Origin of the sequence: Pseudomonas fluorescens, assembly GCF_005938625.1 — a bacterium.
GTDB lineage: Bacteria > Pseudomonadota > Gammaproteobacteria > Pseudomonadales > Pseudomonadaceae > Aquipseudomonas > Aquipseudomonas fluorescens_BD.
The window spans coordinates 1-18,518 of record NZ_VCNJ01000107.1; the positions used below are offsets into that span (position 1 = coordinate 1).

5 protein-coding genes are annotated in these 18,518 nt (G+C 62.2%); 1 reads left to right on the forward strand and 4 read right to left on the reverse strand.

The annotated features are described in order from the left end of the window. Positions 1 to 2,252 (forward strand): beta-propeller fold lactonase family protein (locus tag FGA82_RS31305; RefSeq protein ID WP_171057400.1); only part of this gene is annotated, 2,252 nt, incomplete at its 5' end. Between the two features lie 134 nt (positions 2,253 to 2,386). Here FGA82_RS31305 and FGA82_RS31310 read toward each other — a convergent pair. The 4 genes from FGA82_RS31310 to FGA82_RS31325 all read right to left on the reverse strand — a co-directional run. Continuing rightward, positions 2,387 to 14,881: a filamentous haemagglutinin family protein gene (locus FGA82_RS31310; protein WP_141130074.1), complete on the reverse strand. Its 12,495-nt coding sequence runs from the start codon at positions 14,879 to 14,881 to the stop codon at positions 2,387 to 2,389. Positions 14,882 to 15,099: 218 nt separating this feature from the next. Continuing rightward, positions 15,100 to 16,212, reverse strand: a complete 1,113-nt coding sequence (locus FGA82_RS31315; protein ID WP_141130075.1) for a substrate-binding domain-containing protein — start codon at positions 16,210 to 16,212, stop codon at positions 15,100 to 15,102. A 94-nt stretch (positions 16,213 to 16,306) separates the two neighbouring features. Then, on the reverse strand, positions 16,307 to 17,416 hold the full coding sequence (locus FGA82_RS31320) for a substrate-binding domain-containing protein (RefSeq protein ID WP_064120671.1): 1,110 nt from the start codon (positions 17,414 to 17,416) through the stop codon (positions 16,307 to 16,309). A 480-nt stretch (positions 17,417 to 17,896) separates the two neighbouring features. Next, a partial coding sequence (locus FGA82_RS31325) for a type II secretion system F family protein (RefSeq protein ID WP_171057401.1) occupies positions 17,897 to 18,518 on the reverse strand: 622 nt, incomplete at its 5' end.

Consider the following 18,518-nt stretch of genomic DNA (forward strand, 5'->3'; position numbering starts at 1 on the left):
ATACGACCAGTTATTCGAATGAGCTGGAGTTTACGGTAGGGCAACCGGTGGCGCTGGATCCGCCGACCATTGATTCGGTAACCGGCTCGGTCAGTGGCAAAGAGATCCCAAGCGGCAGCGGTACTACCGAGATCTCATTCAAATTCCAAGGCGAGGCCAGTGCAGGACTGACGGTCGAGTTGCAGGACAACGCTGCGCCAGTGGAAACTATCACTGTCGATGCAAATGGCGCGTGGGACCATACGCTGGGGGCACAATCCACAGGTGACCACCGCTACACAGTGAAGGGCAATTACGGCGCAATGCCGGAATCCGAGGCCTGGAACATCAAAATCGCCGAAAAGGAAATATTCGAGCCTCCAAAAATCAAGGAGGCGCCCGATAACATTCTTCAACCGATTGCCGCCAAAGACGCGCTGACCGCAGTGGTCATGGCCTTCGCCAATATGATCAAAACCCAGATCACCGTGACTTGGACCGGTACCGACGGCCCCGGCACCCGGACCTTCGGACCGTTCGAAGTTACTACGCAAGGGGACCAGTTCCTCCCGCTGGACAACGCCGTAGTTCCCTTCAACCTGGGCAAACCAGTGACAGTGAGCTACATCGTAAAACGGGGTGACAATGAACCGGCACCCTCTCCTCCTTGTACTATCACGGTGTCGCCGATGCCTGAAAGTGCGCTGGAAAAATCCTGGATCACCGAGGCATCGAACGATGGAGCGGGACCGGAACTGGACATTACTGCATTGGTCAACGGCGCCTCGATTCGTACCAACATCTGGCCCCTTGGCGCGGTTGGTCAACCCGTCGAGTTAACGCTGCAAGGCAAGAAAGCCGATGGTGTTCCGCATGATTGCGCCCTACTCACAAGAGACAAAAATGCTGTACATCAGGCCTGGCTGGATAATGGCTATTACACGGTTACTGCGCCTTACAGCTATCTGAAAGATTTGCCGCACGGAAGCGAATTGAAGGTGGTGTTCAAAGCGTCGCTGGATACCATTAATGTGGTCACCTTCCCATTGCGCGTCTATACGGTCAGTAAAAAACAGTTCGGCGTGCCTGGCTTCAACAACGCGCCCTATACCATTGCGCCGCACGGTCAGCTCAAGGCTGTTGAAATGCATCTTCGCAACAGCAGTAACACGCCCATCGCCGGGGGGCACCTGAGTCTGACGCTCCCGGCCAACTTTACGTATTCCGATGGCGACAGCGGCCAGCGTGACTTCATTACCGACGCTGTCGGCAGGGTCACCGTCAGCGGCGTCAAAGGCACGCAACTCCCTGGCTCCTACACTCTGAGCGCCACCAGTGGTATTCAGGTCGACACCGCAAACGTAGCCGTTACGGGGCTGGGGCCGGAGGGTAAAATTCCGGTCGGGATCGGTCCGGACGGGATCGCTATCAGTCCAGACGGTACCCGCGCTTATGTCAGTAACTCTGCCAGCCACACGATCTCGGTAATCGATACGGCAACGAATAAGGTTTTGACGACCATCCCGGTCGGGAACGGCCCGAGATGGGTTGCCGTCAGCCCGGATGGTACCCGCGCTTATGTCTGCAGCTATGATCGCGGATCAGTCGCGGTGATTGACACGACGTCGAATCGGGTCATGACGAACATTTCATGTGGGACCTACACGAGGGGGATTGCCTTCAACCCGGACGGCACCCGCGCTTATGTCAGCAATTTTGGTAGCCACACGATCTCAGTGATTGATACGGCAACGGATCAAGTCCTGACGAATATCCCGACCGGGAACAGTCCTTACGGCGTCGCCGTCAGCCCGGACGGTAACCGAGTCTACGTGAGCAACTGGGTTAGCAACACGGTCTCGGTTATTGACACGACGACGGATCGAGTCCTTACGAGCATCCCTATCGGAACCAAGCCGACCGGGATCGCAATCAACCCTGACGGTACCCGCGTTTATGCCAGCAACTGGACTAGCAATACGGTCTCAGTGATTGACACGGCGACGGATCAAGTCTTAACGAATATCCAGGTCGGGAATAATCCGTACTGGATCGCTGTCAGCCCGGAAAGTAGCCGCATTTTTGTCTCCAATCATGGTAGTCACACGGTTTCGATAATTGACACGACGACAAATAAAGTCCTGAAGAACATCCCTGGCGGAAGCAATCCCTACGGGATCGCCGTCAGCACGGACGGTACCCGTGCTTATGTCGGCAACGCCACCTCATCATCGGTCTTGGTGATTGGGGGGCTAATCAGCGACAACTATTAGCCGTAGTCCCGGTCTGCGACCCGCGTATAGCGGCCACCTCCATTTCGTATCGCAGCGAAAGCAGTTCAAGTGTATGTGTACAGGTAAAAAAAGGGCGACCAACAGGTCGCCCAAACGTACTACACGAGAGTCTTTTACAACGTCAGTTGCCCGCGCTCCTCCTCGGTCAACTGTTGCTTCGCCTGTTCATCCAGCGCCCCGGCGCCCAACACCTGCACCGGACTGTTCGGGTTGTAACCCGGGGCCGGCGCGCGGCTGGCACCATCGCGAGACGGCGCAAGTTGTTCGTTACCGAAACTCAACACCTGCACGGTAAACACCGAGGCCTGATTCTGCCGCGCAGCCGCTTGCTGCTGACGTGCAACATCTTCCGCCGCTTGCGTGGCCGACGATGCGGCGGAACTGGCCGAAGTGATCGCCCCGGTATTCACCGCCGAGACCACTGGCACGCCGGTCGCCTTGCCCTGCACCGAAATGTTCGCGGCGTTGACCACCGTCAGCGCGGCGATGTTGACGTTGCCCGACACACGAATCCCCGCCTCCCCCGCGTCGATGGTACCCAGCGGCGCGATCAGGTCGATATCGCCCGGCGCCACTTCGGCGATCGGGTTGAGCGTGGCGATACCGGCGCCGGTGCTTGGCACCGACGGCGACAAGGTCACGTTGCCCCAGGTGTCGTAAACACGTTTCGGCGGCGTGTAGACCACGGTGGTTTTCGAGCCACGACCGGCGTTGATATCGCCCTCGGCAGACCAGCCGAGAATCGAGCCGCCAAACGTGGTCATGATCCGGCTCTGCCCCAGCAGAATGCTGCCCTGCGAATAGAGCTGAATGTTGCCCGAACCCTGAGTGATGATCCCCGCCGTGGATGGCGGTGCCGCGCCTTCGATGCCGAACACCTGGCCGCCGCCCGGTGTGAGCATCTGGATGTCGCCGCCAAACAGTGTCTTGACCCCGGCGCCGCCGTACATCGTGATATCGCCGTCGTAGCGGATCGGATTGCCCGCCACATCAGTGGTTGGAAACAGCGCGGCAATGGCATTGCGACCGCGCAGGTAACTGCCCTGACGGGGGCCGTCGACATCGTTGTATTCCAGGCCACCGGCACGCAATTCGGCGAAATACACCTGCCGCGCGAAAACCGCCTGTGCGCTGCTCGGCAGTGCGGCGTAGAACGCTTGCGCCTGCTCTGCGCTGCCACTGAAGCCGTAGCCCAAGGTCAGCCAGCTCTGCAATTCGTCGAGGTAAGTCTTGACCACTTTGCCCGGTTGCGCGCTGAGAGAGGCATCCGCACTGGCGACGTTCTGCGGGTTCAAGTAGCGCGCGATGAACCGTGAATAATCCGGCCCCTGCGCGCCGACGCCCGCCTGCAAGACCACGCTGGCGCCCGGCCGCTGATCACCAGCCAGCAACGAGCCAAGGCTGGTGATGCTGGCCCGGTCCTCCATGAGGAGGTTGCGCCCGGCATTGACCTCAAGGGTGCCGGGACCGGCGATGTCGAAGCTGCTGTAGAGAATGTCGCGACCGGCCGACACTTTCGATACATCCCTCGGGTCGTTGTGCACGAACAGGTTGCCGGTAGAGTAGATCGTGTCCTTGCTGGTGCCGACGCCATCCTTCGGCGAAATCGTCGGTTGGCCCAGATTGGTGCCAGAGGCGACGATATCGCGACCGGCCATCATCCACACCGGCCCTGCCGCTTCGTACCAGGTGCGCAGCGAATCGCTCGCCCGCAACGATTCGCCACTGCGGATACCGACCAGGTCACCGGTCAACGCGTAGATTCGCGCCGGGCCCATGACATCGCTGAGGCCGGCGTACGAGTTACTGCCGAAAGCGAACAAGGGATAACGCAGGTTCGGTTCAGCCAGGACTCCATCGCTGCCGCTGTTGGAAATAAACGGCGTTTGCGCCGAGTTGCTGGCATAGCCGTTGAACGCCGGAGCGAACGGCGTGGCAATCGCCAGTGGACTGGCCCCGGACTGGTTGATCGCATAGCCACCGGCATAAATCGAATCACCGGCCAGCAGTTCCAGTTGACCCGACGCCGACGGCGCCAACAACAGCGAATAGGCGGTCGCCGGGGCGGTGTTGCCGACGCTGTAAGCCGCCGACGAACCGGCGTAGATCGAGCCCTGCCCCGCCACTGCGCGCAGAATCGATGGATAGACGAAACGGCTGTCGGTTGGCGAGGTGTTCTGCCCCTTGATGGGCCCGTTGGTGTCCGTCTCGGCCAACTGGGTACTCGGCGTGAGGTTGCCACCCGCCGAGAACAGATCGATGGCCGTGTGCTCAGTCCACAGCGAAAAGCTGCTCAAAATCCCGCCCTGGCTGACGTTCCCCGCCTCGTCAAACAGCGGCGTGGCGTTCTGCAAGCGCACCCGGCCCGGGTCCGCTGCGCCGCCCAGCACCAGATCGCCACGGGTGTTGATGCGCATGCCCGAGTCACCGGGGATCAGTACAAGCCCGCCGGAGGCATTGCTGGTGGTTGCGGTAAACGGGTCCAGCGCGCGGGTTTCGCGCGCATCATGCAACACGCTGTTGGCGCCATATTGCAGATTGATCCCGCCCACCGCGCTGCCGCTGACTTGTGCCGCGCCGCGCAGGTTGATCAACGCGCCTTGCAGATCGTGCTTGGGTGGCGTGATCCCATCGTTGCCGGCGCGCGCTTGCAGGGACGGATTGAGCGTGCCACCGATACGAATGTCCATGTCGCCGCCACCGGTCAATTGCAGACTGCCGTCGCTGCCGACACGACCGCTGCTGCCCACCGCCACGATCAACCCCTGACTGCGTGGGTTGGTCCGCGCATCCCCCATCGGTTTGAGCATGCCGGCGTCCGCACCGGCGCGCAGGCTGATGTTGCCACCGCCCAAGGTACCGAAACCGGTAAAACCCACCAGATACGGCGCCGCGTCCATGTCGGCATCCGGCAGCGGCTGAGTGACATAACTGCCGAAGTTGATCCACCAGGCGGTCGGCACGTCACTGCTGCCATCGCCCTGGCGCCACAACCAATTGCCCACCGCGACACCTGGCACCTGCTCACGGTAGCCGCCGCTATTCGCGGCCTTGCGCCCGAGGGTGTCACCGGAGACAGAGCCGCCGGCATTGACCGTCAGATTGCCACCGAACTGCGGATACCAGGCCTGATAGAGACTGTCGGCGCCACCGTCGACCCATTTTTCAACGTCGCCACCGGCACTGCCCAGCACCGAACCGTTATCAGACAGGTGTGCGCGTTTCTGGTTGAAGCGCGGATCGACATCGGCCGACTGGGTGCCAGCGGTGTACACACCAAACGGCGAGGCCATGCTCAAGTTACCGGCGGCGATCAAATCCAGATCACCGGTACCGGTGCGCAAGACGCTGAACATCTGGCTGTGAATACTGGCGCTTTTCGCCGGATTGCTTTCGACGCACACCTCGGGATAGCTGTCGCACAGCGTCAGGTATTCCTCGGGAATCGGCGCGTAATCCTGAAAGCCGAACTGGTTGCCGGGAGCCCAGGTCCAGCGCGCCATCGGTGCACAGGCACCGGGATCGGTTTCGCAGAGAATCAGGTATTCCTCGGGCACCGGTTCGAAGGCGGGGAAACCATACTGGTTGGTTTCCGACCACACCGCGCGTGGATTGCCTTCGGTGATCTTCGCCCCGTAATGAGTGTCCGCGAGGCGCAAATTGCCTTCGGTGGTGAGCGGTTTCACTGCACGACTATCGGCGGCGGAAAGATCAGCCCCCACCACCGCGCGGATCGACCATGAAGCACTACCCGACGGCAACATCGGCGCGATTGCCCAGTTGGCACCCTGGCTGGCGCCATTCAAAGCGCGCAACTCGATGAATGCGACACCGTCAGCGAGCACCACATTGGTCATCGACGGAATCAACGACCCGCGCAACAGCGCCAGCGAACTGCTCAACATCAAATGCTTGCTGCTGCCGGTGTCGGCATCGAAGGCGCCCGGCAACGGCACACCTTTGGGCCAGTTCATGGCTTGCAACGCGGTGTTGCGGTTCAAGCGAATACCGGCACCCAAACGGCTGCTGGCGGGCACGGTCACATCGCTGCTCAACAGCGTCCCGGCGGCATACAGCAGATTACCCGAGGCATCATGCACCGCCCCCGCCAACACCGTGCCGGCACTGAAGGTATAAGGCGCCGCCAGTTCCACCTGCACCGGCAACAGCGTGCCGCTGACCAGCGTCGTCGCCTGAATCGGCAGATCGTAGTTGAGGGTCACACCCGACGGGAATTGCGTGCCCGGCGCCAGCGTCACTCCGGTCCCTGGGACAACCAGATCACCGCCGAACGGCTGTACGCCCGGCAACAGCTTCCAGCCAGCATCGTCGACCGTCTCGGGTGGCGGCGCGAAGCCGTCGTTGATGCTGCCGTAAATATCAAGGTTGCCGCCGGCACGGATCACCAGGCTTGCGGATTCACCGGAACCGTAGACGCCATCGACCTTGCGCGTGTGCGGGTTGAGGCTGGCATAGCGGTAACGCGACAGGTCGATATCACCCTCCACCACCAGGTCGCCGTCAGCCGTCTTGCTGGCAATCTCGACGCCAGGGCGCAGGTGGAAAGCATCGGCGTAAGCCGCATTATTCAGGCCGGCCAGTTTGCGTTGCAACAGATCGGCGTTGTTCAGCGCAGCGTCGATGAACGTGCTGTTGTCGCCGTCGATACGGCTGACCAGGGCCTGATCAATCACCTGATAAGGCCGGCCGCTGACCGCAGGGTCGACACCATCACGCGCATCGTCATAGCGGCGCACACCATTGAGGCCGATGGAACGCGCACCCTGAATATTCACAGTGCCGCTGGCATCGATGGCGATGTCGCCGGCGCCCAGACGCGGCGCGTTGAGTTCCACGGTGCCGCGCAGCATCTGGTCATGCTGACCGGCGAGGAACCCCGGCACCGCATCAGTACCATGGCGCAAGTCGATGCGCGTGCCGGACGCCAGGGTCAAGACACCGGCCCCGGAATTCAGCTCGACCATGGCCCGGTTCGGCGCGTCGATGATCTTGCCGTAACTGTCGACGCGCAACACCCGACCATGGGCATCGAGCACGCTGTTGCTGGCCAGGGTCAGGCCGTTCTGCGCCGACAGCCGAATGCTGCCGACCCGTTCGCCACTGGCATCGATCAAGCCGTTGACTGTCAGGCTGCCATTGTCCACCGAGACATTGACCTCGCCAGCCTTGAGCCCATCGCCAATCAGCAAATCGCCTTGCTTGAGTTGCAAGCTGCGACTGCCGAACACCTGCCCGGCATTCAGGCGTTGGTTGAGTGCCGCGAACTGCACGCTCGCATCACCGCCCAACTGCTGAGCGCGAATGTCCACGCCCCCAGCCTTGTACGGCACCAGCGTGCCGCCGGCATCGTAATAGCCGCTGCTGGCGCCGAAAATCTCGCCTTGCAGATCGACGATGCCAGCATCCGCTTCCAAGGCAACGGCGCTGAGGTTGCCGGCCTGATTGTTTTTCGCCGACAGATCAATGCGCGACCCGGCGAACTGGCGGATGTTGCCGTTGTTGCTCAACAACGACACGTCGCCGCCCCAGCTGTACTTGCTCACGTCGTTGAACGGCAAAGTGCGCCCGGCCATGTCCAGTTGCGCGCCGCCAGCGAGGGTCAAGTCGTGCTCGGCCTTGGCCGTGAGCTTGCCGCTGGCCAACGCGATGCGGCTGTCGAGCACGATGTCGCGGGCTTGCAGATTGAGTTCTGCGCCGAGGGCATCGGCCACACCCGAAGCACCGGCACCGCTGAGCGTCAGACGATTGCCGGCCTTGAGCAGATTGACCGACGCTGCCTCACCGGTCAGCAACGGTGTGTGCAAAGTGAGATTGCCGCCAGTGTAGGCGTAACCCTTGAGCGGGTCGTAAGCGCCCTGCTGTTGATACACCGCCAGGCTGCCCTTGTGGTTGGCAGTGATGCGTTCGCTGGCGCTGAGGTTGACGTTGGCAAAACCCAGCGCCAGACGATTGTTCTGATCGAGGCCGTTGGGCTGTGGCATCGGGCCATAACCCAATTCGATGCGTTGTGCCTGAATATCCAGGGTGCCGCTGCCGGTACCGGCGCCGCCGCTGATCACACTGCCGGGGTCCTGAGTGGCACCGTTCCAGATCAGGTTGGCGGTGCGGATCGTCGCGATATCTTCGGCCGTGCCTGCGCCATAAATCGCCGGGGTGGCGAGGACGAGGTTTTGCAGCTTGCTCTGACCGGTCTGCGCATCGAAGGTATCGAGGGTCACGCTGCCGTATAGATTGAAAGCATCACGCGTGGTCAGGCTCAGTGTCTCAAGAGCCGGCGCGCCGAACTGGCGATCACCGCGCAGCAACCGGTCCAGCACATTCTGGTTCAGGGTCAGGCCGGCCGGTACGCGGTTGCCCGCAGCCGCCAACGCTTCGGCGCTGCCAGCGTTGACCGCGCCCACCGCCAGGGCCAGATGACGCGTGCCGAAACGCACGGCTTCACCGAGTTCGAACTGGTTATCCGTGGCGGCGGTGATGCTGCCGTTTGAGTAGAGCAGCGCCGGGCTGGCGCAAACTGCCGTGGCGCAGGTGCCGATCCGAATGCTGCCGGCACCGGTGAAACCGCCGCCCGCCTCCGGCGCCAGCACATTGGTCCAGCCGTTCGAGACCACCACCACACTGGACGCGCCCGGCTGATAGATGTACCCGGCCGTCGAGTCATAAGCGGCGTTGCCACGCCCCAAGGCGTTGATCCCGGCGCCCGCTTCGATGGTGATGCCGCCATTGATCGAGTTACTGCGCAACAGCACTTCCGGCGCCGACAGCAACGCCCCGTCACGCAAGACGATGCTGGAGGTGTCACCGATGAAACCAATGATGTTGCCCGCGGTGCTGTAGCTGACAGTAGGCATCGCGCCAATGGTCAAACGTCCGGCGTTAAGGTTATTCAGCGTTTCGGCGTACAGCGAAATACCGTTGAAGCCCTCGGTCGGCGCCTGCCCGCTGCCGAGAATTTCGAAACTGCTGCGGGCGTTGCCGCTGCGCACCACGGCCGTGCCGACCAGACCACCGGCCGCGGCACCGAACCGCGCCTGCCCATTGAACTGCAACGCGATGTCCTGCTCGCCACCGTCAATCAGGCGCAGGTCCAGGGTTTTGCCGTCCTGCGGGGCCAGCGCCCGGGGAACCCCGCGCCGCACGGCATCGCTCTGGATGAATTGGCTGAGACTGGTTTCGTTGTATTGCGAGTAACCGCGCAACACCTGCGCCGGGGTCAGGATGACCTGTCGGGCGAGGCTGTCGCGTCGGCCAGTGTTGGCAATCGACATCTGCCCGCTGCCGGTCCACGAACCATTGCGCATCGGCAACACACCCGTACTTGCGCCCGGCGTGGCCTGACCGTTGACTTCGACCCGGAACGCGCCGGGCAGCAAGGCAAACGTCGATGGCAACAACGTGTAAGTACCGGCCGCCAAGCCCGGCACTCCGGCGCCGAGGGTGATCTGCTGGCCGATCCGTGGATCAACCGCGCCCGCCTCGGCCAGCACCGGCGCGTAAGTGCTCTGGTTGCCCGGCACGATCGCGTACACCGGGTTGCTCGCCAGCCCTGGCAGGCTGAAAGTGCCGTCGATGGCGTTGCGCACCAGCGGATTGAAACGGGCATCGGTGGAACCGCCGCGCCCGGAAATGAAACCGGCGCCACGCAGGTCGCCGCCGCCCGACAAATCGATGACTGCACCGCTCTGCACATCGATGAATTGGGTGCTCATCGACACGCCGGTCGCTTCCCCGGTGACGCCGTTAAACACCACTGACTTGCCGCCGTAGCGGTAGTCGATGCCGTCGGTGGTGCCGCCATATGGCATGACGAGCCCGACACCGCTGACCGACGTCACGCTGCCCGGCAGCAGGCGAACCTCACGGGTGGTAGTCAACAAGTCGTCGCCGAGGACAATCTTGCCCAGCGGTGCACGCAACACGCCGCCCTGTTCGATAGACGCCGCCGAGAACGTCAGCTTGCCGAACGCCGAATAAGGCGCCGCAGCCGGCGCCGCCCCGTGGCCGCTGATGCGCAGGGTATGTTCGGCAACCGACTGCGCGCCCTGATAACCCACACGCACTTCGGCCTGCACATCACTGGCGGGATAAATCTGCGCCGCACGCAGGTTCAAGTCACCCGGGGTCCACAGACGGCTTTTATCCGCGCCATCGGTCGGCGCCAGAAAGCGCAGATCACCGCTGCTGTCGAGGCTGACCTGGGCAAACCCACGGCGGCTGTATTCGGCGGCCGGTGCTTTCAGTTGCAGGATCGAACCCTGTGCCCCGAACGACAGACCGTTGCCCAGATCCAGCAAGTTGGCCGACGCCGTGAAGCGGGCGTCCGCGAGTTGGCCGGTCGGGCTGTTCGTCAGGCGTGGGCGCACGCTGCCGACCACGCTGTAATAGCTGCCGACACCGGACAAGCGCAGATATGGCGCGCTCAGATCGACCCGGGCCGTGTCTTTGCCTGACTCGGCCAGAGACAGCGCCCCGGCGTACAGGCTGAGACTTTGCTGCATGTGCAGATTGACGTCACCGTCGAACGACAACAGGCCGTTACTCAACAGGCTCAAGGTGTCGAAGCCACCGGCCATCAGGCTGTCGGCATGCACCCGGGCCTGACCGTAGCGCAAACCGTCGTCACCCTCGCCCGGGCGCAGGTCGGCGGCAAGCGTCTGCCCGGTCGACGTCTGGTCAATGATCAGCTCGCGTGGCGTGCGCACGTTGTTGGCCGCCGAATCGGCGTACAACGGCGTCTCCAGCGCCACTTCCAGACGACCGCCGGCCGCCCCGGCACCGCCCGCTGCCGCACGTAAATCGCCGTCGATGAACAGGCCGTTGTAGGAGCCGATAGCGATGCGTCCGCCGTCGGTGGCCACACGTGTCGGTCCTTGCCCGGCGATGTCCAGCAGCGCCTCGGCGCCAGACGCATCGAGCTGCGCGCCTTGGCGCACCACCAGGTAGGCATCGGCGGCCGTGGCCGTGGCGAGTTTCGCGTCGATCTCGCCACCGAGGATGATGCTGCCGCCCTTGCCGACCTGCCCGTAGGTGCGACCCAAGGCATCCACTGCGGTGTTCACGCGCCCCGCCACATCCAGCCGCGCGTGTTCACCGATCCAGATCGAACGATTGTGTGCGTTCGGCTCGGCGAGTTGATCGGAGGTGGCCGGCTTGATCGCACCGAACTGTTGCTGGCGAATATCAATCGTGCCGCCCCAGGCATTGAGTTCACCGTCCACGGTGATCTGCCCGGCGCTGCGCAACTTGATGCTTTGCCCCGGGTCGACACTGATGCGCGAACCACGGCCGAGGGTCAGGCTGCTGTTGGCCGCGTCGATCAGGCTGAGCAGGCTGGCCCCGCCTTGCAGCGTCAGGCTGGCACCGGCGCGTTGCGTCAGCACGCCCTGGGTCGGGTTTTCCTGGTACAACGCCGGCGTCCACAGCTCCAGCGCCGCGTGTGGGTCGGCACCGCTGAGCTGATTCGGCGCGGCGTCGCCAAAACGGTACACCGGCAGACTGACGTCAACGACGCTGCCTTCGGCGACGTCCAGGCCGCTCAAACCGATCAGGTTGTACGCGGAGAAGCCCTTGTTGAACAGATCGGTGGACAGTCGCAGGGTGTTGTCGGCCAACGCTTTGTCGGTCTGGCCGATCAGGATCTTGTTGGCCTGCACGGTCAAGGTGCCGCCGCCAGTTACGCCGTAGCCACGCAACTCGCCATCGAGGCGCAGGTGCGATTGACCGGGGGCGGAAATCGCGCTGGATTCCACGGTCAGGTCACCGCCCTTGCCACCGCGGGTCTTGCCGTTGGCGAGGATCGCGCCACCGGACGACACATCGAGCAGGCTGCCGGCGCCGATATTGATATCGCCGCTGCTGCGGATCGACAGCCAGCCACCGTTGAGCGAGGCCAGACTGGCGCCATCGTCGGGCTGGGTGCGCAGGTTGCTCCACACGCCGCGCGTATCGAGGTGAACGCCTTCAGCCACGGACACTTGCGTCGGCTTGCCGGTGTTCGCCGTGAGTCGGGTGTCGCTGCTCACGGTGCCGTTGAACTGATTGAGTACGTTGCCCAGACGCAGGCTGCCGCTGCGCGCGCTCAGGTCAGCGTCGACCTGCACATCCGGCGCATACAGGGTGATGTCGCCAGCGGTATCGACGCTGAGCGCACCCGCGACGACCACCTGATCCCTGGCCGCCACCTTGAGCGCACCGAGACGGAAGCCATTGAGCTGATCGTTATCAAGAAACAGCTTGCCCTGGCGCGCCGGCGACACGGCGCCGGCGAGGTCCGGATCAGTGCCGGCAAGTGGCCGTTGACCGCCGATCTGCACCTGATCCAGCAACGGGTTGAGCGCATACAACACGCCGCCCGCGGCCGCCACATACGCCGGGTCATAACTGCCGACGATCAATTGTGCGCGGCGCGCCAGCGCGGTCTGACTCTGCGCATAACCATCAAGCACCGGTTTCGGCGCCTGATTCTGCCGCTCGCCCTGATACACCTCGCCGAGCATCTGCCCCTCGAGCACGGCGTTGGCCGTGGCAATCACCAGTTGACCGGCGTCACGCCCGACGGTGTAGCCCGACTCGAAACGCGAATGCGGGGCAATCAGCGGATTGTAGAAATAGCGGGTCTGGCCCCAGCGTTCGCTACTGTCCTCGAAACCTTTGTACAGCCCGGTGTAAAGCAGATCACCCGGCGCACGCGACACTTCATACAGCTTGCCGTCGGCACCGCGCAGCCAGCTCTGGCGGATCTCGCCACTCTGCACGTCCATGGTGCCGCCGGACAGATTGATCAACGAGCCCTTCTCGGTGACCACATCGTTGCCGGCAAAGCTCACCGTACCGCCCTGCGCCATCCACTCGCCGACGCTGTGCGCCTGGGTGCCGAGATAGCCGCCGACTTCCAGCAATCCGCCGGCCGTGTACCAGCGATCCGTGGCATAGCCGTTGGTGCCGGCCGGCACGTAGACCAGCTCGCGCACATCGACCCAGATGTCATTGCTGTTGAGCGCGCCTTTGTCGCGGTTGACCGAGGCGTCGCGCTGCTCGTTGCCTTGCACGTTGATCTTGATGTTGTTGTTTTCCATCGCCACTTTGACGCCGAGGGCACCCGACACATCAATCATCGCCCCGTCGCGCACCAGGCTGCGGCGCTGCGCCGTCACCGCCACTTGTCCGCCGGTGGCGAGGGTGATCGAGCCGTTCTGGAACTCGACACTGCCGCCGCTCTGAATCTCGATGCGCGACTGATCGCCGCGAATCCGGTTGTTCGCAGTGACCGCGCTGAGGGCGGCCTGATGCTGACTGTCGAGCGCCGTCAGGTCGCTGCTGTCGAGCATGATCGCCGTGGCACTGCCTTGCGCCAGGGTGACACTGCCGCCGCTGTCGCTCGCGGGGTTGGACAAGTGAATCGTGCCGCGAGACGCCACCGACGTACTGGCGAGCAATACGCCGTTCTGCACGACTTCATGGCCGGTCAAAGTGATGTCGCCAGTGGCGGCTTGGATCAAGCCGTTGTTGCTGACCTTGCCGCTGACGTTGCCGGCCTTGAAGCCCGGCGTGACTTCGTTGCCGAACGTGGTCGACAGCGCATTGCCCTCGGTCCCTGCGCCCTTGCGGATATAGAAGCGATCACCGGCGCCGAGCACGGTCTGGCCCTTGGCGGTGCTGATGCTGCCGTCGTTCTGCACTTCGCTGCCGAGCAGCAAGGCATAGCCACCGGCATCGGTCGACGTCGCCGGTTTGTGCGTCGTGATACTCGCACCGCGCTCCACCAACACCTTGCCGGCGGCATCGGTGAAGGTCGGCTGAGTGGCGCTGCTGTCGAAATACAGGCCACGGTCGCGGAACTGGATATCGGTGATGTTGGCGGCCGCGGCCACCAGGTTGCGCACATTGACCTGACTGCTGCCACTGAAGACGATGCCGTTGCGGTTGATCAGCATCACCGTGCCGTCACCCTTGATCTGCCCCTGGATCTGGCTCGCCCGCGCATTCGGATCGTTGACCCGGTTGAGCACCGCCCAGTTCGCCTGCTGGGCAAACTCGACAGTGGTGTTGCGCCCGACGTTGAAGGTCTCCCAGTTGAGGATGGCCTTGTCGGCAGTCTGCTCGATCTTCACGGTAGTCTTGCCGTCAGCCTGGGTTTGCTGCGGGCCTTTGGCATTCTGCCAACCTTGGGTGAGGCTGTTATCGACCTTCAGACCGCCCTCGCCCAGACCGTCCGGGACAAACTGCACCGAGCCCAACGCAGCGGCACGACCGGCCGCCTGCGCCGCCTGCTGCGCGGCAATCGCAGCGACGGTGTTGTTCAGGGTCTGGATCGAGCGCTGCAATTGCTGGTTGGCTTTCTGCTGCTGCGCCAGTGGCGGCGTCATCCCCGGCAAACCGCCAGTGCTCGGCCGTGCGGCAGCGGCTTGCTGCGCGGCCCCCTTGGCAGCGAACCAGTTGGAGCTGAACGCCGTTGCCGCGTGCGCATTGCCCGCCACCAGACACAACGCCACCGCGTGCGCCAGCGGTTTGAGCAACCACAGCGCCGGCTCCACGGCTTCACGTTTGAACGACTGGACGTTGGTACGACGGGATGGGCGAGCGAGCATCACTACGAGATCCTTTTGGGTTGCCACACGTTGGTTGCCACACATGCCGCAGGCGTGCAAAAACCTGCTGTTACGTCATAGGCAGTTGGCGGCGGTCGCGACCGAACGGATGTCACACAAACTTCATGTTGGGGGAGTATTCGCGGCGGGCCGTTCTGCGCCATCAAAAAAAATGGCAGCCCTTTACGGGGCTGCCATCGGTTTGGCGGCAGTCACTTTTAAAGAGGACGACCGATGCCGTTGCACACGGCCGGATTGTTGATGTCGAGGTTGTTGCCAGTGGTATTGGTGATGAAGTTGGCGGTGACGGCGTTTTTCCAGCTCAGTGGCATCGCAAAGAATTTGTGCGCCTGTACCGCAGCATTGTTGCCAGGCTGGCTGTAGTGAGTGGTGAGAAAGTTGCGTATTTCGTTGGCCACGTTGGCATCCCTGTAGCACTGACCAATGATCAAGTTGCTGTAGGCAGCAATTTTGTAGCCAAGGGCAGGGTTCGCCACCACGGGCGACCACCGGGCGGGATTATAGGCGTCGCTAGACGTCGACGGTGGCGTCACCGAAGACAGTGCCAGCGCGACGTTGAGCGGGGTTGGCAGCACACCGTTAAGACGGGCAACGACAGTGTTGTCGGTCACCTGGATACCGTCAGGGCCGGAGTAACCGATCGAGCCGTCGACCTGATTGATCGTAGGCAGGACATCACTGTCGCTCGACACGCCGACCCAGTTTATCGGCACTGTCGAACCTGACGGCTGGCGCGCGGTAGTGAACAACGAACTGGTCGAGAACTTTGTCGGGCAAACGGAATTGAGGTGGCGAGTGAGGATTTCCGAGGTGCCGCTGGCGTTGTTCCGGTAAACCACGCGAATCGGCGTGGTGTCGGCAGTGCCCATTAGATGGCCCCACGTTGCGGTGTCACCGGACAGCGCATTACACAACTGGCTGCTCGTCAGGTTGAGATTGCTGATACCGCTTTTCTTATAGGACAGGACGATGGCGGTGCTGACGGATGGCAGCTGAATCAGCGGACCATAACTGGCGTAAAAAGCGCTGTTGTATTGGCTGATTTCGCTTGCCGTCAGGATCGAATCGCTGCCAGTGAAATGCACAGTGCCTGTAGTGCCGAATGGCGCAGCATTGTTGCTTAAAAACGCCACTTTGCCTGCCCCGCTGCCAACACCGGCGTAGCTGAAGCTGGCCGGCAGAATACTGTCGGCCGAGCCCTTGTACAGCGCGGCAGGCAACGTCGCCCCGCCACCGGTCACCGCCAACGCGTGAGCCGACATCAGCGCCGCCGCCGACAGCAGCGCAACCTTTGCAATGTGTTTGTACATGTTCAATCTCCTTATCGAATGCCCCACGAACGGAAGCAAAAAAAAATGGCAACCCGAGGGGCTGCCATTCGTGTTGCGGTGTGAATCGGGCGTCTTACAAAGGACGACCGATGGTGTTGCAGACGCTGGTGTTGTTGATGTTCAGGTTGTAACCGGTAGCGTTGGAAACGAAGGTCTCATACACCTTGGTTTTCCAGGCCGATGGCACAGTCACGAAACCGTGGTTCTTGACGGCCAGGTCGTTGGTGGTGGTGTTGTAGTGAGTGGTCAGGAACGCCTTCACGTCGTTGGCCACGGCTGCATCCTTGTAGCACTGACCGACGATGAGGTTGGTGTAGGCAGCCAGTTTGTAACCGATGGCCGGGTTAGCCACCACTGGCGACCAGCGAGTCGGGTCAGCGGCCAGAGCAGCGGTCGCCGGTGGAGTCACCGAAGCCAGTGCCAGGGCAACGTTGGCCGAGGTTGGCTGTACGTTGTTGATGCGCGAAACCAGGGCGTTGCTGGTGGCGTCCACGCCGTCCGGACCAACATAACCGAGCGAACCATCAACGGCGGCAACGGTAGGCGCAACGTCAGCGGTGCCAGCGACGCCGACCCAGTTCGACGGCAGGGTCGAACCGGCTGGACGGGCGTTGACGAACGTCGAGTTGGTGGTGAACTTGGTTGGGCAGACAGCGTTCAGGTGACGGGTAAGGATTTCCGAAGTTCCGCTGGAAACGTTGCGATAAACGATGCGGATCGGCGTGGTGTCAGCAGTGCCCAGCAGGCCGCCCCAAGTGGTCACGGTGCCCGAGAAAGCGTCGCACAGTTGCGCGCTGGTCAGGTTCAGAGCGGTCTGACCGGATTTTTTGTAAGGGATGGCAACCGAAGTGGCCACCGACGGCAGTTGGATCAGCGGGCCGTACGAAGCACCGAACGCGCTGTTGTAGGTGCTGATGTCCGAAGCGCTGAGTACCGAGTCGCTACCGGCGAAGTGCACAGTGCCGGTGGCGCCGAAGCCAGTGGCAACGTTGGTCAGGAAAGCCGTTTTGCCAGCGCCGCTACCCACAGCCGCGTAGGTGAAGTTGGCTGGCAGGATGCTGTCGGCAGAACCTTTGTACAGAGCGGCAGGCAGAGTTGCACCACCACCGGTAACGGCCATGGCTTGAGCGGAAGCCAGAGCGGCGACGGTCAGGGAAGCTGCGATCAGAGTGCGCTTGAACATGAAGAATCTCCTTTTCAACTAGGTTGTGAACACAGGTTTTCGGGTGACTTGCATGACACTGGGAGGACTCACCGGGGCCCTCGCTAGCGTTGGCCTTGGTTAAGTCGCACTGAGAAATTCGCAGGTTCCGGTGACAGATAAAGGAAAAAACCTCGGGAGCTGAACGGTGTTTCTGAAGGGATTTTCTCGGGTGTTTGTTGGATGCTGCGCAGCGTCTGGATCGTGGGTTTGGCTGAATCGGGCTGGAGGCGTTGGCGGGTGGTTGCAGATGACAGAAAGGAGAACCCGAGGATGGTTCTTTTGAGGGTCGGGTGATGCTGAAGTCCTGGAAAAAAATCTGGATTTTTTGTTGCGCGTACTGGCCTCTTCGCGAGCAAGCTCGCTCCCACAGGGATTGATGTTGTTAATGCAATTGACTTCACAACACCGAACACTGTGGGAGCGAGCTTGCTCGCGAAGAGGCCCTGCGCAACAACACCACTATTGGACCAATTGATTAATCTCAATGATCGGCAACAACACCGCCATCACAATCACCAACACCACCCCGCCCATCACCACAATCATCAGCGGCTCCAGCAGCGCGGTCATGCCCATTGCCCGGCGTTCGATATCACGGGATAAGGTCTGTGCCGCACGCTCGAGCATCGGTGGCAACGATCCGGTTTTCTCACCGCTGGCGATCAGATGAATCAGCACCGGTGGAAACACATTCTCCACGCGCAACGCTGCCGCCAGGTTCACACCCTCACGCACCTTGGCCGTGGCTTCAGTGACGCTCAGGCTCAGGCGGTCGTTGGACAGCGTCTGCCGCGCCGCCTCCAGCGCACGCAACAACGGCACTCCGGCGCCGCCGAGAATCGCCAGCGTCGAGGCAAACCGTGCGGTGTTCAGACCGAGAATGAAACGCCCGAACAGCGGCAACTTCAACACCCGATGATGCCAACTCAAACGTGCCGCCGGATTGCGCAAATACAACCGCCAACTCCAGAAACTGGCGGCCATGATCGCTGCGCACAGCCAGCCCCAACTGCGGATGAAATCACTGGCGTTGAGCATCGCCAGGGTTAATCCCGGCAAGTCCTGCCGCGCCTGAGAAAAC

Coding starts and splice junctions, on each gene's coding strand:
- FGA82_RS31310 (WP_141130074.1), bottom strand. CDS start 14,881: ATGCTCGCTCGCCCATCCCGTCGTACCAACGTCCAGTCGTTCAAACGT.
- FGA82_RS31315 (WP_141130075.1), bottom strand. CDS start 16,212: ATGTACAAACACATTGCAAAGGTTGCGCTGCTGTCGGCGGCGGCGCTG.
- FGA82_RS31320 (WP_064120671.1), bottom strand. CDS start 17,416: ATGTTCAAGCGCACTCTGATCGCAGCTTCCCTGACCGTCGCCGCTCTG.